Raw genomic sequence first — 19,192 nt, forward strand, 5'->3', positions numbered from 1 at the left:
TAAGCGATTGCGACATTTGCGCCCATTCATGCCGCCGTGCCGCAACGTTTTGGCCTTTACGCTCATTCAGGATTGATTAACACTGTAACACACCGTGAGAAGGGAGTTACATCCGATGGAAATCACGCGATCGCTCAATATGGTTATGATTGGGGCCGCCTTTATTTTTATCGGTGCGTTGGTCACCGGGGTCATCTCCTGATACCCCTTTCGGCTATTGCCGCTGCTCCTGACAATCGACGATAAGAAACCGGGGTCATGTACTGGCCCCGGTTTTTTTGTCCGCTCCGGCGTCAGGCCGCGGCTTCGTCCTGCGGTGACGCCGCCTCCGATCTGGGCCGCATACCAAGGATATGGCAGATCGAGTAAACGAGGTCGGCGCGGTTCATCGTGTAGAAATGAAAATCCGAAATGCCGCGCCGAGTCAGGTCGAGCACCTGTTCGGCGCACACGGCCGCAGCAACATGCGCCCGTGTCTGCGGATCGTTCTCCAACCCTTCGAACCGCTCGGCGAGCCAGGCCGGAATGGTGGCGCCGATGGCCGAGCAAAAACGCCGTATCTTCGTAAAGTCGTGGATGGGCACGATGCCCGGGACGATCGGTACGTAGATACCGGCACGCCGTACGCGCTCGACGTAGCGCTCATACGTATCATTGTCGAAGAAGAACTGCGTGATCGCCCGGCTGGCCCCGCTGTCGACCTTGCGTTTCAACAGGTCTATGTCGGTCGCGAAATCCGGGCTTTCGGGGTGTTTCTCGGGGTAGGCGGAAACGGAGATCTCGAAAGACGGGTCGATCGCCTTCAGCCCCGCAGTCAGCTCCGCACCGTTCCTGTAGCCGTCCGGACGGGCCACGAAGGCGGCCCCCGCCCCTGCCTGGCTGTCGCCTCGCAGCGCCACGAAATGGCGTACGCCCGTATCGCGATATTGCCGCACGACCTCGTCCACCTCGGCCTTCGAGGCATCGACGCAGGTCAGGTGGGCGGCCGGCGCAAGATTGGTCTCTTCCAGGATGCGCTTGACCGTGTGGTGGGTGCGCTCGCGCGTCGATCCGCCCGCACCATAGGTAACGGAAACGAAGCTCGGCTCCAACGGCGCAAGGCGTTGGACGGACGCCCAGAGCGTCTCTTCCATCGCCGGTGTCTTCGGCGGAAAGAACTCGAAGGAAACACGAAGGTTCGACCGTTGAGCCGGTGACGTAGCGGACATGGTGTTCGTTCCTGTCATGCGTATCGGGCCGGCGCCGCCGCGCAGGCCGAGTTGGAGCGTGCGGGTTTGCAGGCTGTGGATATCAGCACGGTCAGTTGTCCGCGCTCTCCGGGATGCAGTGCCCGGACATCGGTTGCCGTGAGGCCGGCCGCTTCGAAATAGCCGGCCAGCATGGCCTGGCTGAAGCCCAAACGCGCGTGGGCATGGTCTTCACGCAGGAATTCGCAGTCATGCGCATCGAAATCCACCACCACGAGCCGGCCGCCGGGGCGCAATGCCTTGGCGGCCTCCTGCAGCGCCGCGGCCGGCTCGTCCAGGAAGTGCAGCACGTGATGCAGGACGATCAGGTCGTGGCTGAGCGGCTCGACCGGCAGATGGTAGGCATCGCCCAAGCGAACCGACACGTGGGACAGCGCCGCCGCATCCAGCTTGGCGCGGGCGATGGCCAGCATCTCGCGTGAGGCATCGACGCCGACGGCCTGCCGGGCGCGCGGACCGATAAGCTCCAGCATCCGGCCCGTTCCCGTGCCGATATCCAGGAACCTGTCCACGGGATCGTCGCCGAGAACTTCCAGAAGCGCCTCTTCCATCTGGGCATCGGGCACATGAAGGGCGCGAATACGGTCCCATTCGGCGGCGTTGTCGGCAAAATAGGCCGCTGCCCTTTCGGCCCGCTGCGCGCGCACCACGGCCAGCTTGTCCCTGTCATGAGCCGGAGGGCCGTCCGCGGCACCCACCAGCGGCAGCATCCGCCGCACGAGTTCGGCGCTGTCGTCTCCACTCAACCGGAAATACGCCCAAGCTCCTTCCTGGTAGCGCGAGACGACACCGGCATCCACCATCAGCTTGAGATGTCGCGATATGCGGGGCTGCGATTGCCCGAGGATCTTCACGAGGTCGCTGACGGTCAGGTCGCCCTGCAGCAACAGGAGCGCAAGCCGAAGGCGCGTCGGCTCGGCGACCGCCTTGAGCATGTTGACCGTTTCGTCGAATGGCAGTGAGGACGCCACGACAGCTCCGTTGCAGAATGATATAAGGAAATCTTTATATCTCCTGTCATCAACGTGCAAGCCTGTTTCATGCCGCCCCCGCCCCGTGCCATCATGGCGCGGAAATCGCACTGTGGGGGCTATCATGGCGACGGAACGTCAACGGGCGATCGACAGGGCCATGCGGGCGACGACGCCGCGCATTCCGTATCTCGACGCCGAGACGGTCCGCTCCGCGGCGCGCTCGCGGCACCTGCGGACCGTGGGGCCGGACCAGGCATTCTGGCTGGCGGCTATCGCCCATATCCGGCACAGCTACACCGATTACGACCGGCTTCGCGACGAGGGGTACGACCGCGATGCGGCGTTGTACTTCATTCTGGGCGAGATCAACGACGTGCTCGATCGCTGGGGCTCCACCCGCAGGCTGGATTCCTACCCGGAGGCGGAGCCCGATGACGAGGAGGCGTTGCCGCCCGCCTGATCACTCGGCGCGCGGCGAAGCCCGGCGGCTTTCCGGCTTGAAGGTGACGACACGATAGATATAGAGGGCCACGATCGTGATGACGATGAGGTTGGAGACCGGGCCGACATACTCGTCGATCAGTTCGTATTTCTGGCCCAGGATAAATCCCGACAGCGCCAGGAACGAGGTCCAGATCAGGCTGCCTATGGTCGAGAACAGCAGGAAGGCCGGGAGCGGCATCCTCGAAAGGCCTGCCGGAATGGAGATCAGCGTACGGACGGTCGGCACCAGACGGCCCAGGAACACCGCCAGGTAACCGTATTTGCGGAACCAGCGGTCGGCGGCGCGGACATCGGACGGTGCCAGGGTCATCCAGCGCCCGAAGCGTTCCGACAGACGGATGATGCGCTGCTCGCCGAAGAAATAGCCGAGATAGTACCAGGGCATGATGCCGAGCACGGTGCCGACCGTGCCCGACAGGATGACGGTATAGATGGACATCTGTCCCAAGGCGGCCTGATAGCCCGCCAGCGGCATGATGATCTCCGAGGGGATAGGCGGAAAGATGTTCTCGAGGAACATGAGCAGCCCGATACCGAAGGCCCCATAATTCTCCATCAGGCTTTTGACGAACTCGTCCACGGACCATCCTCGCTTCGCGTTATCCAACAGGCTCTGCCTGTAGTGCAATGCGGCACGAGTTTAAACCGCCTTGCGGCATCCCGCAGGGAAAGATCGCGTGTCGTGACGGAAAGGGCCGACAGGCATCGACCGGTCGGCCCTTTCGGAAATCGGCATCCAAGTGGCTGGACCCCGCTCATTCGGCGGGGATCACGCCCTCGCTTGCGATGATGTCGAGCAGCGCCTTCTCGAAGTTGCGCGTATGCGCCACGGGATTCCAGGCGGAACGGCCCTGAAGCTTCTTGCGCAGGCCCTTCTTGAGATTGAGGAGCTGCTTGCGGTTCTTCGTTTTGGCGGTGGCGATCGCCACATAGGCATCTTCGTCGGCGGCGACCCAGTCCTCGAGGCCGGCCGCGCGGATAAAGCTGGTACCCATCCGCGATACGAACTGCCGGCCCTCCAGCGTAATGACGGGCACTCCCATCCACAGCGCCTGCATGGTCGTCGTGCCTCCGTTGTAGGGATGCGGGTCCAGGACGATGTCGATATCGGCGTAAGCGGCCATCATTTCAGGCATGGCGACGGGTGGCAGGAAGGTCAGCCGGGAAAGATCCGTGCCCAACTCCTCGAAACGCTGGCTGAACAAGGCGACCGCCTGCTTGTCGCCGAAGCTGGGCGCCCGGATGACCATTCGGGAGCCGGGCACCGCTTCCAACACCCGCGCATACAGCGCCAGCGTCTTGCGGCTGAACTTCGCTGCATTGTTGACGGCGCCGAAGGTGAGCTGTCGCGATTCCATTTCTGCGTTGAAGGCCGGAAGCGGATAGTATTCTTCCGGCGCGTAGCAGAACACCGTTCCCGGCAACCGTGCGATCTTTTCCGAGTAGAACTCTTCGGCGCCCTCGGGCGTGACGACGCCATCGCTGATCAGCCAATCCATGTTCGGCAGGCCCGTCGTGCCGGGATAGCCGAGATAGTTCACCTGATAGGGCGCGGCCCGGCGCGCCAGCATGGCGCCGCGCGAATGCGCCGTATGGCCCAGAAGATCGACCAGTATGTCGATCTGATCCTGCTCGATCCTGGCAGCGAGCTGGGTGTCGGACCATGCCTCGACCTCCAGCCAGTGTTCGGCGCGCTCGCGCGCCAGGCGCGTCTGGTCGTCGAACAGGCCGCCGCACGCGTAGACGAAGCATTCGAACTTTTCACGATCGAGCTCGCGCAGGATCGGCTGCATGAAGATGTTGACCGGATGCTGGTAATGGAGGTCGGCGGCGATGAAGCCGAGGCGGATGCGGCGCCCCTTCAGCGGCTTCCTACGCAACGATGCGCGGTCCCGGGCTTGCGCGGCAAGCGGCTCGAAGAGCCATTCGTGCAGATCCAGAATGTCTTTCGCGTCGTAGGTATCGCAATAGAGCGACGTCATGGCGACGCGCGAGCATTCCCGTCCACCCGTATGATTTGCCTTCGCCTCTTCGATCAGGATCTTGACGGCGGCTTCCGCGTCTCCCCGGCGGATATCCATGTTTGCCCGGATACCGGCCGATTCCGCGTTCGGGCCGAACGCATCGACCTTGTCGAGCAGTTGCTCGGCTTCCGTGATGTCCCAGCATTCGGCCAGGTGCTTGGCGAGAGCGAGCTGCGATTGCGGACTGGTGGGATTGAGCTCGGCGCTGCGCCGCAGGACGTCTCCGGCCTCGACCCACAGATTGTGCGCGTAGGATACCTGCGCAAGGCGCTGCAGCGTGGCCTCGACGGTCGATGCCGATGCCGCACCGAAGGCCTTGTAGGCGCGCTCCTTCTCGCCCATCAGCATGAGGGCGTTGCCGCGGTCGAGCTGCCACTCGCACAATTCGTTGACGTCGGCCCCCGCCTCGGCGGCGATACGTATCCCCGCCTCGAGGGAAGCGAGCGCACGCTCGGGCATCTTCTGCTCGATCCGGTAGCGGGCCATCATCCGATGCACCTGGGCCACGGTCTGCATGGAGGCCGTACGTGCCGCATCCAGCGCCTTGCCGAGGGTTTCGTCCGCCGCGTCGAAATGTCCGAACTCTTCCTGCAGGCGCGCAAGGGAAACGAACGCCTCGTGCCGGTTCGGCGCAAGGCCCGCCGCGCGCCGATACGCCGATTCCGCCTCGTCGAACAGGCCGAGGCGGCGACAGGCGTGACCGCTCTCCAGCCATGCGGTGTAGCTTGCCGGGTTGATCATGAGCACACGCGCGAACGCGTCGCGCGCCTCGGCCCATTTTCCGAGATTGGCATGGCACCGGGCAGCCTGGATGCCGGCCGGCTCGAGTTGCTCGTCCAGGGCGAGCGCCGCCTCGAACCCTTCGAGGGCGACGACCCAGCGCCCCTCCCTGAAGGCCGCGTTCGCGCCGTTGAAGCGTGCCGCGATTTCCTGTCCGGCTTCTGAAGTCTGCGACATAATGATTATCGTACCGTGATATTAAACATACGATGCAGGTTACATTATTCGGCTCTTTTTTGTCCCGCTATCTACGGTTGCAATCTGATCGTCGTCGTCCCGACGTGCTCCGCCCTTCGCCATGGCGAACATCGCATGCTCGAGCGCGCGCGTATGCCGAACCGCGTTCCATGCCTCATGTCCGATCAGCCTGGCGCGCAGGTTCCGCCGCAGTTCCGCAAGGCGGCCGCGATCGTTTGCCAGGGCCTTCGCCACGGCCAGATATCCGGCGTCGTCCCTTGCGACCAGGTCCGCCAGGCCGGCCGCCGAAAGGAAGCTCGCCCCCATGCGGGCGGCAAAGCCCTCCCCCATCATGCTCACGACCGGCACACCCATCCAGAGTGCCTGATGCGTCGTCGTGCCACCGCAATAGGGCACCGCGTCGAGGACTATATCGATGTCCCCGAATGCGGCCATCATGTCCGGCAGAGGCAGCGGCGGATAAAACCCGACCCGTTCAAGATCCGCCCCGACTGCACGCAGGCCGGCACGGAAATGGTCGATGGCGGCCGCATCGACGAAGCTCGGCGCCCGAAGCGAAAGCCGCGACTGCGGAACAGCCGATAGGACACCCGCGTAGAGTTCGAGCGTGCGCGCGTTGAGTTTTGGCGCATTGTTGATCGACCCGAAAACGATCGGCCCCGTACGGTCGGCTGGGGGAAGCGGCGGAAAATGGATTTCCGGCGCGAAGCAGAAGACGGTTCCCGGCAGGCGGAACACCTGCTCGGTGTAAAGGTGTTCCAGTTCCGGCGGGGTGACGACGTCATCGCCGACGATCCAGTCGACATTGGGCAGGCCGGTGGTGCCGGGATAGCCGAGATACATCGCCTGCACCGGGGCGGCGCGTCGCGCCAGCACCTGGGCGCGGTTGGTGCTGGTATGGCCGACGAGGTCGAGCAGAAGGTCCAGGCCATCCTTGTCCATCTGGACGGCGAGCCGCTCGTCGGACCATTCGGCCACCTCGCGCCAATGCTCGACACGCTGGCGCGCCAGTTGGGTCTGGTCGTCGTAGCCGGCACTGCAATGATAGAAGAACAATTCGATCCGGCTCCGGTCGAGTTCTCTCAGGACAGGCTGCATGAAGATGTTGACGGGGTGGAAGCGCTTCATGTCGGCGCCGAGCATGCCCACCCTCAACCGCCTTCCGTCCAGGGGCGGACGGACGAACGAGGCGGCCTTCCGCGCGCCGCTTCCCATCGCGGCGAACAGCATCCTGTGGGTATCGCGGATCTCGGCGGCCGAAAGGCGATCGCTGTAGAGGCTCGTCATCGCGATGCTTGCCGGCACCTCGGCATGGCCGACAAGACCCGTGTTGAGTGCCGAGTATGCCTTGAAAGCCGCGTCGGCATTGCCGCTTCGCCAATGCATCGCGGCCTTCGTGACGCCGATCTCGACCAGCATTGGGCCATCGCTCGCGGCGCGATAGAGCCGCTCCGCGCGCTCCAGTACCGCCTGAGCCTCCGCGACCTTCCACTTGGTCGACAACAATTTGCCGAGATTGAAGGCTGCATGCGGACTGTCCGGATGCAGAAGCCAGGCGCGGCGGAACACCTCTTCCGCTTCCTCCAACAGGCCGTGCTGGTAGGATACCTCGCCGAGGCGGGCCAGGACATCCTGGGCCGTGGCGACCGAAGAAGCCGAGAACGCGCTCCACGCCTCTTCGGTACGACCGAGCATGAGAAGCGCCTCGGCTCGCCGGATCAGCCATCGGCAGATTTCGTTTTCGTCGGCCCGGATCGCCGTGGCGTGTCGCAGGCCCATGTCCGACGCTTCGAGGGCCCCGGCGCCGTCACGCCGCGCCAGGCGCCTTACCGCGATCAGGCGAAGCACTTCCGCAAGCGCAGGCGCCCCCTGCCTGCCGGCCTGGCCGACAGCCGCGCGCAATGCGACCGGCCCCTCCTCGTCGTTCATATCCTCCAGCAACAGGCCCAGTTCGAGCATCGGCTCGAACTTGTATGTCGCCCCGGCGCCGGCGTTGCGAAAATCGACCAGGGCATCCTGCTGCCGGCCTGAAGACGCATACAGTCGGCCGCGCTCCATCAATGCCGTATAGTGCCGCGGCGCGGCGGCCAGAAGCTCCGACAGAATGGAGATCGCGGATGTCGCGTCCCCCACGCGCATCGCGCATCGGCACGCGGATATCGCCGCGGCCTCGAGGCGCGGATCGTTTCGGAATGCCCTTTCGTACAGGTGCGCCGCGGTGCGCCAGTCCCCCGAACGGGCCGCCGCATCCGCCGCGGCCGCAAGATGTCCGGCTTCGTCCGCGAAACCGGCGGCCAAGCTGGGGTTAGAATCGATACGCAGGGGCTATTCCTTCATAGTGAATATGACTTCATATGAAGGAATGGGATATTCGGCGTTCCGTCAAGTGGGTTGGTCGCCGCTGGCGCCGTTGCCGCGCGCAGAATTCGCAGGGGCCCGGCCCGCGCGGCCGGGCCCCTGCGGCATCAGCGTGTCAGGCGCTTGTAGGTCGGCCGCTTGGGGTTGACGGAGTCCGGCCCGAGACGGCGGATCTTGTCCTTCTCGTAGTCCTCGAAGTTGCCCTCGAACCATTCGACATGGCTGTCGCCCTCGAAAGCCAGGATATGCGTGGCGAGCCGGTCGAGGAACATGCGGTCGTGGCTGATGACGACCGCGCAGCCGGCATATTCCTCGAGCGCGTCTTCGAGCGCGGCCAGCGTTTCGGTATCGAGGTCGTTGGTCGGCTCGTCCAGCAGGATGACGTTGGCGCCGGACTTCAGCATCTTGGCAAGGTGCACGCGGTTGCGCTGGCCGCCCGAAAGCGTGCCCACCTTCTGCTGCTGGTCCGGGCCCTTGAAGTTGAAATTGCCGACATAGGCGCGCGAGTTCATCTCGTACTTGCCGAGCTTCATGATATCGACGCCGCCGGTGATCTCTTCCCAGACGTTCCTGGACGCGTCCAGATCGTCGCGGCTCTGGTCGACATAGCCGATATCGACGGTCTCGCCGATCGAGATTTCGCCGGAGTCCGGCTGCTCCTTGCCGGTCAGCATGCGGAACAGCGTGGTCTTGCCTGCACCGTTCGGACCGATGATGCCGACGATGCCGCCGGGCGGCAGCTTGAACGTCAGGTTTTCGATCAGGACGCGGTCGCCATAGCTCTTGGTGAGGTTCTCCACCTCGATCACGCGGTTGCCCAGACGCTCGCCGGTGGGGATGACGATCTTGCCGTCCGCCGGCTTGCGGTTCTCGGCAAGCTCGACGAGTTCATGGTACGCGCGGATGCGCGCCTTCGATTTGGTCTGTCGGGCCTTGGCGCCCTGCAGCATCCATTCGCGCTCCCGCGACAGGGCCCGCATGCGGCTGTCGGACTCGCGGCCCTCCTGCTCCATGCGCTTGGACTTCTTCTCGAGATATGTCGAGTAGTTGCCTTCGTAGGGCACGCCGCGGCCACGGTCGAGCTCCAGGATCCAGCCCGTGACGTTGTCGAGGAAGTAGCGATCGTGGGTAATCATCAGCACGGCGCCTTCGTACTCCCGAAGGTGCTTTTCGAGCCAGGAAATGGTCTCGGCGTCGAGATGGTTGGTCGGCTCGTCCAGGAGCAGGATGTCGGGCTTCGACAGGAGCAGCTTGCACAACGCCACGCGCCGCTTCTCACCGCCGGAAAGTGCGGAAACGTTCGCGTCCCCGGGAGGGCAGCGAAGGGCGTCCATCGCCATCTCGACCTGGTTCTCGAGATCCCACAGGTTCTGGCTGTCGATGACATCCTGCAGCTTGGCGCCCTCTTCCGCGGTCTCGTCGGAATAGTTCATCATCAACTCGTTGTACCGGTCGAGGATGGCCTTCTTGTCGGCGACGCCTTCCATGACGTTCTCGAACACGGTCTTCGACTCGTCCAGCTTCGGCTCCTGCGGAAGGTAGCCGACGGTCGCCCCCTCGGCGGCCCACGCCTCGCCGGTGAATTCGGTGTCCGTACCCGCCATGATCTTCAGAAGGGTGGATTTACCTGCGCCGTTCGGACCCAGAATGCCGATCTTGGCATTCGGGTAGAAGGACAGGTTGATATTCTCGAGGACCTTCTTGTTGCCATAGGCCTTCGAAAGGTCGGACATGTGATAGATGAACTGACGAGCCATGGGCCGTTCCGGAATCCTGAAAATCGGTTCGTTGGGTTGCGCCCTATATGGAGGAGGCCGCGGCGGATTGCAAAAGCTGCGTGTCGGGCGCTACACGAGGCCCATGATGCACGCCAGCTCGAAGCGGAATGGTTGAATGATACGTCACATCGTCTTCTTCAGTGCCCGGGACAAGGCCGACATACCGGCCATCGTTTCCGGCCTGAGCAAACTGGGAGACATTCCCCATTCCCGCCATTTCGAGGTACGCCTGAACGGCAAGGTCGACCCGATGGGCAACGACGTGGATGTCATCGTCTATGCCGAGTTCGACGATGCTGAGGCCCTTGCGGCGTACAAGGCCGACCCGATCTATGCCGAGTCGACCCGGACCGTGCGCCCCATGCGCGACATTCGCTACTCGGCCGACTTCGAAGCCTGACGGCCTCAACCGCGCGCCGGGCCGGGCGCGTCCACCTCGCCGCCGCGGCAGCCCGGCGGCTGGCGGCTGCCCTGTGCGATCAACTGCCCGAGCGGTTCGCCAGAGAGGGGTCCGCCGAGCGATATGCGCAACTCGCGAATCAGTTTCCGCCCCTGCACCTCGTTGCAGTCCACCAGCACGCGCAGCCCCGCTCCCGCCCCGAACGCTTCGTCGAAGGCATCGCGGATAAGCGCGGACGATAATTCGTCCCCGATCGCACCGGCAAACAGGCGGCGAACCTGCGATGCGTTCAGCGCGTCGATCAGCCGGACGGCCTGGCCGAAATAATCGTCGGCGGCCATGCGGGAGCATGTTCCATGCTTGGCCCACTGGTGGCGATCGAGCCCGGATTGAACCCCCGGCATGACGCGGGCCAGCTCGCTGGCCGTCCGATCGTCCACGGGGGTCTCCGGCAGGTCGCGCCAGCGGGTGCCCTCCATCCGATCGGCTGCCCCGGAAGACAGGTCGCAATAGGCACGTCCGTCGGCGGTCTGCGGCCAAAGGCCATGCAAGGCGAAGCGGCTGAACGAGCGACCGGCGCGGCACTCCCGCGCATTCGGCTGCTCTTCGCAGAAAGCGGACGGCCAGCTTGCCGCGAGCACGTAGCCGTTCGGCGCGGCCGCCTGTTGCGAGGTCTCGCCCACCCGTCCGCAGCCGTAGGCCACCCACCGCCGCTCAGGGTCCGCACCCGGGATGCGGATCAGGTAATGGCTGCCCGGTGTCGCGTTGCGCCCGAGCAATTCGTAGCTCTGTCCGGCCATCACGCGGACATTGCCCGGGTTTTCGTCGGGCGCGCGGATGGAGGGCGGCGCGGCGCAGGTGGCCTCGGCCAGGAAGCTGCCCGTCATCGGCTGCTGCGCCGACGCACCGGTAGCTGCGAATATCCAGATGGCGATGGTAAGTCCTGTGATACGCATGGCGCAAATCATAGGCGAGCGCGCCGGCCGCCGCCATACCCCGGAGAATGGCGATGTTCGACAGGATCGAGACGACCACGAGCGCGAGTGGCGCGCATCTGGCGATCCGGAGCCAGGAAGCATCGGCCCGCCCGCGCGGCGTCGTCCTGATCCAGCACGGCCTTGCCGAGCACTCCGGCCGATACGGTCGCTTTGCCAGGGAACTGGCGGATCGGGGCTTCCATGCCGTGGCGCACGATCACCGCGGCCACGGCGCGACTACCGCGCCGGATGCTCCCCCGCGCCGCTTCGCCGGACGGGACGGCGCAGCCTGCGTCGTCGCGGACAGCATCTTCGTTCGGCAGTGGGCGGGCACGCGCTTCGGGCCTTTGCCGCACGTGGTCTTCGGCCACTCGATGGGCGGCCTGGTAGCGGCCAACATGGCAGCGCGCACGGGGCGCGAACTCGCCGGCGTTGCCATTTGGAACAGCGATCTCGTCGACGATCTGCGTCTTGCCGCAGGCCGCGTTCTCCTGAAGGTGGAAAGAGCGTTCAAGGGCTCCGATACCGCCAGCGCCGCCTTCCGCCGCGCGACGTTCGACGCGTGGAAACTGTCGGTTCCCGACAGGCGGACGGACTTCGACTGGCTGACGCACGATCCGGCGGCCGTTGCTGCTTATGATGCCGACCCGCTCTGCGGTTGGACCCCGACGAATTCGATGGCGCTCGACGTCCTGCAGCTGATCCGCGACGGCTGCGCCCGGAGTGCGCTTGCCGGTTGGCCCGATGAAATGCCGGTCCATCTTGTCGGCGGCTCGGCAGACCCTGCCACCAGAGGCGGGAAGGCGCTCGCCGCGTTCCACGACAGGATCAAGCGGTCGGGCTGCCGCAACGCGACCCTGTCGATCGTCGAAGGCGCGCGGCATGAGACACTGAACGAAACCGAGCCCTACCGGGCCCCCGCCATGGCCGGCTTCTTGTCCTGGCTCGACGCCATCGTCGACGCCGAGCCTCGCCGATAATCCGTCACACGCTGGCGGCGTAGATCAGGTCGTCGCCGAGATGGCATACGGCGTAACGCAGCTCCAGCGGCGTATTCTCGTAGGAGTAGATGACCCGCTCCAGCAACAATACGGGCGTCCCGGCGGATATCTTGAGCCGCTTCGCATCGTCCGCTGCCGCCTTGCCCGAAGACACGCGCTCGCGCTTGCGTGTCGCAAGGCCGGTCGCTGTCCAACCCACTTCGGCCAGGGCCGTCAGCTTGTCCTCCGACAGGGCCTTCTTGCCGGGCTCGTAACGCATGTACACGATTTCGGACAGGACGGGCTTGCCCTCGTGGCTGCGCAGGCGACGGAAACGAAGCGCGCTGCTCTGTGCCGGAACCTCCAGGGCCGCGGCCACCTCGCCATCGACCTTGACGACCTCCGGCTCCGAAACCTCGCTTGCGAAGAGGATGCGTTCGCCGTCCGCCGTCACGACATTACAGAACTTGGACTGCATGCTCTCGGAGCTCAGGTCCGCAACGATCGTCCCGCGGCCTTGCTGGCGCTCCAGGACGGCATAGTCGGCCAGCACGTCGAATGCCTTGCGCACCGTGCCGATGCTGATACCGAGCGAACGCGCGATATCGGACTCGTTTTCGATGATCTGCCCCGGCACCCATTGGCGTGACACGATCCGCGAGATGAACTCGTCCGCCACCTGCTGGTACAGCGGCTTGACGTTGAATTGCTTAAGTGCGGGCATCGCCTCTTTTCCCTGCCAAATCGTTATGAACTAGACTCACAATATGCATATATAGGTTAGAAAATCAACGTCTGATTGTATGTTGACAATAGTCAGAGTTATGGTCGCAGCCACCTAAATAGCCGCCGAGGCGCGCATCGCGGGCTCTGCGTCAACAAGACGCAGAGAGAATTATAATATTATCTTTTATCGTGTAAATTATAGTGTCTTGCGTGTCGTCTCGAGCCATTCGGCCAGCCGCGCCTCCGGGCTTTTCGCCCGCAACACGTCCGTCACGACCGCCGCGCAATCCGCGCCGTTTTCGAATACCGCATCGGCGCGTTCCACCGTCAGGCCGCCGATCGCCACCAGCGGCAGGTCGCCGATCGCATCTTTCCAATCGCGCAGGCGCCGGGGCGTCTGAGGATTCCACTTCATGGACTTGAGGATTGTCGGCCAGATCGGGCCAAGCGCCACGTAATCCGGCTCGGCGGCCAGGGCCGTCTCCAGTTCGGCCCGGTCGTGCGTGGACAGGCCGAGGCGCATGCCGGCGCGCTTGATCGCCGATATGTCGGCATCGGCCAGATCTTCCTGGCCGAGATGGACGAAGTCGCAGCCTTCATCGATGGCGATCCGCCAATAATCGTTGATGACGAGGATCGTCCCGTGGCGGGCGCAGATGTCCCGTGCGCGGCGCACCTCGGCCCGCACCGCCCCCTCCTCCATGTCCTTGATGCGCAGCTGCACGAGTTCGACCCCGTGCGGCACCAGGCGTTCGCACCAGTCGGCGCTATCGACGACGAGGTAGAAGCGCGGCAACCGGATCATGAGAAAGCCCTTCCCAGGACGGGTGTCGATGGCACCCCGACATCCTGTGGTTCCATCGCACCGGACTGGAAGGCCAGGCGCCCGGCCTCCACGGCCATGGCGAAGGCGCGCGCCATCGCGGCCGGCATCCGTGCCCGCGCAACGGCCGAGTTCAGGAGGACACCATCATAGCCGATCTCCATTGCCTGCGCCGCATGCGACGGGACGCCCAGCCCGGCGTCCACGATCAGGCAATGGTCGGGGAAATGCGCGCGCAGGCTGCGCAAGCCATGCAGATTGTTCAACCCGAGGCCAGAGCCGATCGGCGCGCCCCAGGGCATCAGGACATCGCAGCCCGCACGGGCCAGCCTTTCGCAGACACCGAGATCCTCGGTGGTATAGGGCAGCACCTTGAAGCCCTCGGAAATGAGGATCCGCGCCGCTTCCACCAGCCCGAACACGTCGGGCTGAAGCGTCTGCGCATCGGCGATCACCTCCAGTTTGACGAGATCGGTTGCAAAGACCTCCCGCGCCATCTGCGCGGTCGTGACCGCCTCCCGCACGCCGAAGCACCCTGCGGTATTGGGCAAAACGGGAAATCCCGCCTCTCGCACGAGAGACCAGAAGGCCGCGCCGGCCTTGCCGCCGGCGGCCTCGCGCCGAAGGCTCACCGTCACCATGGCCGGCTGCGCGGCGGCAAGGGCCTCCACCATGACCGCAGGAGAGGGATAGGCCGCGGTTCCCAACATCATCCGCGATGCGAACTCGGTTCCGTAGATGCGCAACATCTTCAGCCTCCCTGCATCGGAGAAACGATTTCGACCGCGTCGTTCTCGCTCAGGCGGGTATGGCGGCGCGCGGCGCGCGGCACGAAATCGGCGTTCAGGGCCGTGGCCACGAGGGCCTCGTCATGTCCGAGCTCCAGCAGCAGGCCGGCAAGATCCGGCGCCGCGCATTCCAGGTTTTCTCCGTTGACGATCAGTCTCATGCGGCTATTCCTTCCTGAAGCGCCAATCGGACAGCCTGCCCCGCAAGGTCCGGAGCCAGCAGAAATCCATGGCGGTATGCGCCGGCCAGCGCCAGAACGGACCCGTTCCTGACGATTCGCGGCATGTTGTCTGCAAGGGCCGGCCTCAGGCCGGACCGGGCTTCCAACAGTTCGGCGTCGGCAAAGGCCGGATGCAGCGCGTAGGCGGCGTTCATCAATTCGACCGCGGAGCGCAGCGTGATGCCGCGCCTGTCCTCGCTTTCGATCATGCTGGCTCCCACCATGAACCTGCCGTCTCCATGCGGCACGATATAAACCGGCCAGCGCGGATGCAGGATCCGGACCGGCCTCGACAACGAAACGTCCGGACACCGCAAAAGCAGCATCTCGCCCCGGACGCAACGCAATCCGGGCACATCGGCCCGCGCACCGCGGCAATCCACCACGAGGCCGCCGCCGCATTGCTCCGGGTCGGCCGCCGTCCCGAATTCCACCGAAGCACCGCGCCGCCGAAGCCCGGCCTCCAGCTCCGCCAATGCAACTCTAGGTTGCAGATGCGCTTCATCCGGAAAAAACAGCGCGGCGCGGAACCGGCCATCGAGGGCCGGCTCCAGGGCCGCGATGGCCTCGGCTTCCAGCGTTTCATGCCCTTCCGTACGGCCCGCGAAGCGCCGCAATTCGGCGCCGCCGCGACCCGGATCCACGACCAGCGTACCGTTTCGCGACACCGAGGTGCCATGCCCGTCCCACCAGTCGATCGCCGCCAGCCCCGGCGCGACGATGGCCGCGGACGCGGCCTCCGCCTCGCAATGGGGCGCGAGCATGCCGCCGGCCAGCCACGACGCCGCATCGCCGCCCAGACCGGGCGCCGCCTCGACAAGGCGCACGCGAAAGCCGGCCTGCGTGAAGGCCGTCGCGGCGACGAGGCCGCAGACCCCGGCCCCGACGATGGTGACGTCTCTCACTCGGCGGCCTCGCCGGGCCGCGCATCGATATAGAGATCGCCCCCGTCCCGATAGCGCTCGGCCATCTCCGCCATGCCCGCGGCGCGCGCCTCGGCCTTGATGTCGTGGCTGATGCGCATGGAGCAGAATTTCGGCCCGCACATCGAACAGAAATGCGCCAGCTTGTGCGCTTCCTTCGGCAGCGTCTCGTCGTGGTATGAGCGCGCGGTTTCCGGGTCGAGCGACAGGTTGAACTGGTCCTCCCAGCGGAATTCGAACCGCGCGCGCGACAGGGCGTCGTCCCGCAGGCGGGCCGCCGGATGCCCCTTGGCGAGATCGGCTGCATGGGCCGCGATCTTGTAGGTGATCACGCCGACCTTGACGTCGTCGCGGTCCGGCAAGCCGAGATGCTCCTTCGGCGTCACGTAGCAGAGCATGGCCGTGCCGAACCAGCCGATCATCGCCGCTCCGATGCCGGAGGTGATGTGGTCGTAGCCCGGCGCGATGTCGGTGACGAGCGGTCCGAGCGTATAGAAGGGCGCCTCGCCGCACGTAGCCATCTGCTTGTCGACGTTCTCCTTGATCTTGTGCATGGGCACATGGCCCGGCCCCTCGATCATCACCTGACAGTCGTGCGCCCAGGCGATCTCGGTCAGCTCGCCCAGCGTGTCCAGCTCGGCGAACTGGGCCGCGTCGTTGGCGTCGGCGATCGACCCGGGCCGAAGCCCGTCGCCAAGCGAGAAGGACACGTCGTAGGCGCGGCATATCTCGCAGATTTCCTCGAAATGCTCGTAGAGGAAGCTTTCACGGTGATGGTGCAGGCACCATTTCGCCATGATGGAGCCCCCGCGCGAGACGATGCCGGTCACGCGGTCGACTGTCAGCGGAATGTGCTGCAGCCTGACGCCGGCATGGACGGTGAAATAGTCCACCCCCTGCTCCGCCTGCTCGATCAGCGTATCGCGATAGACCTCCCATGTCAGGTTCTCGGCAATGCCGTCGACCTTCTCCAACGCCTGGTACAGCGGTACGGTGCCGATGGGTACGGGCGCGTTCCGGATGATCCATTCGCGGATATTGTGGATGTTGCGGCCGGTGGACAGGTCCATCACCGTATCGGCGCCCCAGCGTATGGCCCAGACCATCTTCTCCACCTCTTCCGCCATGGAGGAGGTGACGGCCGAGTTGCCGATATTGGCATTGATCTTCACCAGGAAGTTGCGTCCGATGGCCATCGGCTCCAACTCGGGGTGATTGATGTTGGCGGGAATGATCGCCCGTCCGGAGGCCACCTCGTCGCGCACCCATTCCGGCGTGATGAAATCCGGGATCGTGGCGCTGAACGGGTTGCCGTCCCGCGCCAGGGCCGCGCGCATGCTCTCCCGACCGAGATTCTCGCGGATCGCGACGAACTCCATCTCGGGCGTCACGATACCCTGACGCGCAAGCGCCAGTTGCGTCACCGCCTTTCCGGGCAAGGCGCGATACGGCCGGTGCGCCAGCGGGAAGACGGGCGTGGCCTTGGCGGCGGATACGAAGCCGTTATCCTCCGGCTTCACATGCCGGCCGTCATATTGCTCGACGCGCCCTTCCAGCCCGCGCCAACCATCACGTATCCGCGGCAGGCCGGCGGAGATGTCCGTGGCGATGGACGGGTCGGTGTAGGGCCCGGACGCATCGTAGACTGTGACGGGCGGCTCGTCCGCCGTCGGATGAAGGGCGATCTGCCGCAGCGGCACGCGGATCTCGGGGTTCAGCGTGCCGTGCCGATGCACCTTGGTGGAAGCGGGCAACGGCCCGCAGGTGACGGTGGGGGTGATGGCATCCATGTGAATCTCCATATCGGAGATCCAGCCGTTGGGCAGTGATCGAAAGGGGCCGTTCGGTTCGGGCGGACGCCGGCCATCGCCCGCAGGCGATTGTACGGCGACACGATGCACGGAAGAGCGGCTCACTCCATCCCTACGCCAGTGTCAACTGGATCAGGTTCGTAGGGTCGCCGCGCGCTGATGTCGGCCTCTCAGTTCCCTGCCGGAACTCCCCTTGGACGCCGCAACGCTAACGATTGCACGGAGCAAGTCAAGGCGGTTCCGGCTGAAGCCGCGTCGCAGGAATACAGGCTCAGTCTTCGTAGCCTGCCCTCCATGGCGGCATGTTCAGGCAGAGCATGATCAGGATGCCGTTGATGACGACGACGCCCAGCAGAAAGTAAGGTATTGCGGCCAGGCCCGCATTGTCCGCGATGATGCCGGCCACGGCCGGGGTTACGATGCCGCCCAGCATGGCGGCCGATACCTGGAAGCCGATCGCATGCGGCGCCGCCATCCCGAGCATGCGGGGCGTGCGATGCATCATGAGCGGGAAGATCGGCGCCAGCATGAACCCCGCGATCACGAGGCCGGCCGGACCGAGGCCGGCCGGATCCACGGCGAACAGCAGGTAGCCGACGAAAGCGCCCAGGACAGCCACCCGCAGGAGCCTCTCGGAGCCGATTCTCTCCGCCAGCGCACCGAGCACGATCCGGCCGGCAAACAGGGCCAGCCAGAAGGCCCCCGCCCAGAAGCCAGCCATCTCGATCGAGTAGCCCCGCGATTCCGTCAGGATGGCGTAGGTCCACTGCCCCAGCGATATTTCCGCGCCGACATAGGTGAAGAAGGCGAATATCTGCAGCCAGACGAGCCCGATCCGCATCGCCTGCCCGGCCGAGATCCTGGCTTCGCTTTCGGCGGTCTCATGGCCGACCGCCGTGCCCCAGACGCCGCGGGACACGACGAAGAGCGTGGCGAGCGCAAGCATCACGACGGCCAGCGCACCATAGCCGAACCGCCAGGAGGCCAAACCCACCGCCGCCGTCATCGCGAAGGGTCCGAGCCCGGCACCCAGGCCGAAGGCGGCATGAAGCCAGTTCATGTGCCGGGCCGACAGGCGGCTGGCGGCATAGGCGTTGAGCCCCGAATCGATCGCGCCGCCGCCGAAGCCGACCAGCAGGCCGAAGGCCAGGAAGGCGGGCCAGCCGGGAGCCAGCGAGAACCCGGCAAGGCCGATACCGGTTATGGTCGTCGCAAGCGCCAGCAGGCGCCCGACGCCGATCGCCGCCAGGAACCGGCCCGCGAAACTGCTGGCGACGAGAAATCCCGCACCGATGAAGGCCAGCGCCACACCGAACTGCGACTGCGGCAGGGAGAATGCATCGCGCAGGGAAGGCCACGCCACGCCGAACGCCGCATCCGGAAGGCCGATGGAAACGAAGCCGAGATACAGGAGGAACAGCATGAACGTACCGACGGCCGGCGCCTTCAGCGACACCTGTTCGCGACCATCCATGCCCTGCCCTCCGCCCTTGTGCATGACGCTCCAGTGTCAGCAACACGGGCGCCATTCAAGCCGACGCGCAATTACTTATGGTTTCAGCCTGAAATGTCGGCGGCCACATTGGGGGCGGCCGGAATTGGTCCCATCTTGCAGGACGATGTTCCATAGGAGGCGGAAACGCTCTAGTTTGCGGCCACCGATCGACTGGGAGGGCATCG

The 19,192-nt window shown here is 65.0% G+C and carries 17 protein-coding genes and 1 riboswitch; of the genes, 3 read left to right on the forward strand and 14 right to left on the reverse strand.

Features of this window, described 5'->3' with window-relative positions:
• Positions 1–293: 293 nt before the first annotated feature.
• Positions 294–1,208 carry a methylenetetrahydrofolate reductase [NAD(P)H] gene (metF, locus tag NDN16_RS08610; protein ID WP_251113208.1) on the reverse strand — a complete coding sequence of 305 codons (915 nt, stop codon included), beginning with the start codon at positions 1,206–1,208 and terminating at the stop codon, positions 294–296.
• 14 nt (positions 1,209–1,222) lie between these two features.
• Positions 1,223–2,218, reverse strand: a complete 996-nt coding sequence (locus NDN16_RS08615) for an ArsR/SmtB family transcription factor (RefSeq protein ID WP_251113209.1) — start codon at positions 2,216–2,218, stop codon at positions 1,223–1,225.
• 124 nt (positions 2,219–2,342) lie between these two features.
• Here NDN16_RS08615 and NDN16_RS08620 point away from each other — a divergent pair, with 124 nt between their 5' ends.
• Positions 2,343–2,681 carry a DUF2293 domain-containing protein gene (locus NDN16_RS08620; RefSeq protein ID WP_251113210.1) on the forward strand — a complete coding sequence of 113 codons (339 nt, stop codon included), beginning with the start codon at positions 2,343–2,345 and terminating at the stop codon, positions 2,679–2,681.
• Here NDN16_RS08620 and NDN16_RS08625 read toward each other — a convergent pair whose 3' ends face one another.
• The 4 genes from NDN16_RS08625 to ettA form a co-directional block, all read right to left on the reverse strand.
• A complete protein-coding gene (locus NDN16_RS08625; protein WP_251113211.1) occupies positions 2,682–3,305 on the reverse strand; it encodes a DedA family protein in 624 nt (207 codons plus the stop codon). It abuts the gene before it with no gap.
• Between the two features lie 175 nt (positions 3,306–3,480).
• The gene (locus NDN16_RS08630; protein WP_251113212.1) at positions 3,481–5,706 is read right to left on the reverse strand and encodes a tetratricopeptide repeat protein; all 2,226 of its coding nucleotides are present in this window, start codon (positions 5,704–5,706) and stop codon (positions 3,481–3,483) included.
• 39 nt (positions 5,707–5,745) lie between these two features.
• A complete protein-coding gene (locus NDN16_RS08635) occupies positions 5,746–8,025 on the reverse strand; it encodes a tetratricopeptide repeat protein (protein WP_251113213.1) in 2,280 nt (759 codons plus the stop codon).
• Positions 8,026–8,192: 167 nt separating this feature from the next.
• Entirely contained in the window at positions 8,193–9,842 is a 1,650-nt protein-coding gene (gene ettA / locus NDN16_RS08640; protein WP_251113214.1) for an energy-dependent translational throttle protein EttA, read from the reverse strand.
• A gap of 136 nt (positions 9,843–9,978) precedes the next feature.
• On the opposite strand from ettA, the gene NDN16_RS08645 reads away from it, so the two are divergent.
• Positions 9,979–10,263, forward strand: coding sequence for a Dabb family protein (locus tag NDN16_RS08645; RefSeq protein ID WP_251113215.1), 285 nt, complete (start codon positions 9,979–9,981; stop codon positions 10,261–10,263).
• 5 nt (positions 10,264–10,268) lie between these two features.
• On the opposite strand, the gene NDN16_RS08650 is transcribed toward NDN16_RS08645, so the two are convergent.
• Positions 10,269–11,219 carry a ribonuclease T2 gene (locus NDN16_RS08650; RefSeq protein WP_251113216.1) on the reverse strand — a complete coding sequence of 317 codons (951 nt, stop codon included), beginning with the start codon at positions 11,217–11,219 and terminating at the stop codon, positions 10,269–10,271.
• 53 nt (positions 11,220–11,272) lie between these two features.
• Between NDN16_RS08650 and NDN16_RS08655 the strand changes: the two genes are divergently transcribed.
• Entirely contained in the window at positions 11,273–12,220 is a 948-nt protein-coding gene (locus tag NDN16_RS08655; protein ID WP_251113217.1) for an alpha/beta fold hydrolase, read from the forward strand.
• 4 nt (positions 12,221–12,224) lie between these two features.
• On the opposite strand, the gene NDN16_RS08660 is transcribed toward NDN16_RS08655, so the two are convergent.
• From NDN16_RS08660 to NDN16_RS08690, 7 genes are all read right to left on the reverse strand, one after another.
• Positions 12,225–12,944 carry a GntR family transcriptional regulator gene (locus NDN16_RS08660; RefSeq protein WP_251113218.1) on the reverse strand — a complete coding sequence of 240 codons (720 nt, stop codon included), beginning with the start codon at positions 12,942–12,944 and terminating at the stop codon, positions 12,225–12,227.
• Positions 12,945–13,142: 198 nt separating this feature from the next.
• A complete protein-coding gene (locus NDN16_RS08665) occupies positions 13,143–13,748 on the reverse strand; it encodes a thiamine phosphate synthase (protein WP_251113385.1) in 606 nt (201 codons plus the stop codon).
• Positions 13,748–14,518 carry a thiazole synthase gene (locus tag NDN16_RS08670; protein ID WP_251113219.1) on the reverse strand — a complete coding sequence of 257 codons (771 nt, stop codon included), beginning with the start codon at positions 14,516–14,518 and terminating at the stop codon, positions 13,748–13,750. Before NDN16_RS08670 ends, NDN16_RS08665 begins: the two co-directional genes overlap by 1 nt.
• A 2-nt stretch (positions 14,519–14,520) precedes the next feature.
• Complete coding sequence (gene thiS / locus NDN16_RS08675) at positions 14,521–14,718, reverse strand: sulfur carrier protein ThiS (protein ID WP_251113220.1); 198 nt, start codon at positions 14,716–14,718, stop codon at positions 14,521–14,523.
• A complete protein-coding gene (locus tag NDN16_RS08680) occupies positions 14,715–15,683 on the reverse strand; it encodes an FAD-dependent oxidoreductase (RefSeq protein WP_251113221.1) in 969 nt (322 codons plus the stop codon). Before NDN16_RS08680 ends, thiS begins: the two co-directional genes overlap by 4 nt.
• Positions 15,680–17,491 carry a phosphomethylpyrimidine synthase ThiC gene (gene thiC, locus NDN16_RS08685; protein WP_251113222.1) on the reverse strand — a complete coding sequence of 604 codons (1,812 nt, stop codon included), beginning with the start codon at positions 17,489–17,491 and terminating at the stop codon, positions 15,680–15,682. Before thiC ends, NDN16_RS08680 begins: the two co-directional genes overlap by 4 nt.
• A 113-nt stretch (positions 17,492–17,604) precedes the next feature.
• A riboswitch (TPP riboswitch) is annotated at positions 17,605–17,716 on the reverse strand.
• 67 nt (positions 17,717–17,783) lie between these two features.
• Positions 17,784–19,010: an MFS transporter gene (locus NDN16_RS08690; RefSeq protein WP_251113223.1), complete on the reverse strand. Its 1,227-nt coding sequence runs from the start codon at positions 19,008–19,010 to the stop codon at positions 17,784–17,786.
• Between the last annotated feature and the right edge of the window lie 182 nt (positions 19,011–19,192).

The sequence above is a fragment of the Aureimonas altamirensis genome (genome assembly GCF_023702225.1).
GTDB classification, from domain to species: Bacteria; Pseudomonadota; Alphaproteobacteria; order Rhizobiales; family Rhizobiaceae; genus Aureimonas; species Aureimonas altamirensis_B.

Coding starts and splice junctions, on each gene's coding strand:
- thiC (WP_251113222.1), bottom strand. CDS start 17,491: ATGGATGCCATCACCCCCACCGTCACCTGCGGGCCGTTGCCCGCTTCC.
- NDN16_RS08660 (WP_251113218.1), bottom strand. CDS start 12,944: ATGCCCGCACTTAAGCAATTCAACGTCAAGCCGCTGTACCAGCAGGTG.
- NDN16_RS08655 (WP_251113217.1), top strand. CDS start 11,273: ATGTTCGACAGGATCGAGACGACCACGAGCGCGAGTGGCGCGCATCTG.
- NDN16_RS08630 (WP_251113212.1), bottom strand. CDS start 5,706: ATGTCGCAGACTTCAGAAGCCGGACAGGAAATCGCGGCACGCTTCAAC.
- NDN16_RS08670 (WP_251113219.1), bottom strand. CDS start 14,518: ATGTTGCGCATCTACGGAACCGAGTTCGCATCGCGGATGATGTTGGGA.
- metF (WP_251113208.1), bottom strand. CDS start 1,208: ATGTCCGCTACGTCACCGGCTCAACGGTCGAACCTTCGTGTTTCCTTC.
- NDN16_RS08620 (WP_251113210.1), top strand. CDS start 2,343: ATGGCGACGGAACGTCAACGGGCGATCGACAGGGCCATGCGGGCGACG.
- thiS (WP_251113220.1), bottom strand. CDS start 14,718: ATGAGACTGATCGTCAACGGAGAAAACCTGGAATGCGCGGCGCCGGAT.
- ettA (WP_251113214.1), bottom strand. CDS start 9,842: ATGGCTCGTCAGTTCATCTATCACATGTCCGACCTTTCGAAGGCCTAT.
- NDN16_RS08690 (WP_251113223.1), bottom strand. CDS start 19,010: ATGCACAAGGGCGGAGGGCAGGGCATGGATGGTCGCGAACAGGTGTCG.
- NDN16_RS08645 (WP_251113215.1), top strand. CDS start 9,979: ATGATACGTCACATCGTCTTCTTCAGTGCCCGGGACAAGGCCGACATA.
- NDN16_RS08650 (WP_251113216.1), bottom strand. CDS start 11,219: ATGCGTATCACAGGACTTACCATCGCCATCTGGATATTCGCAGCTACC.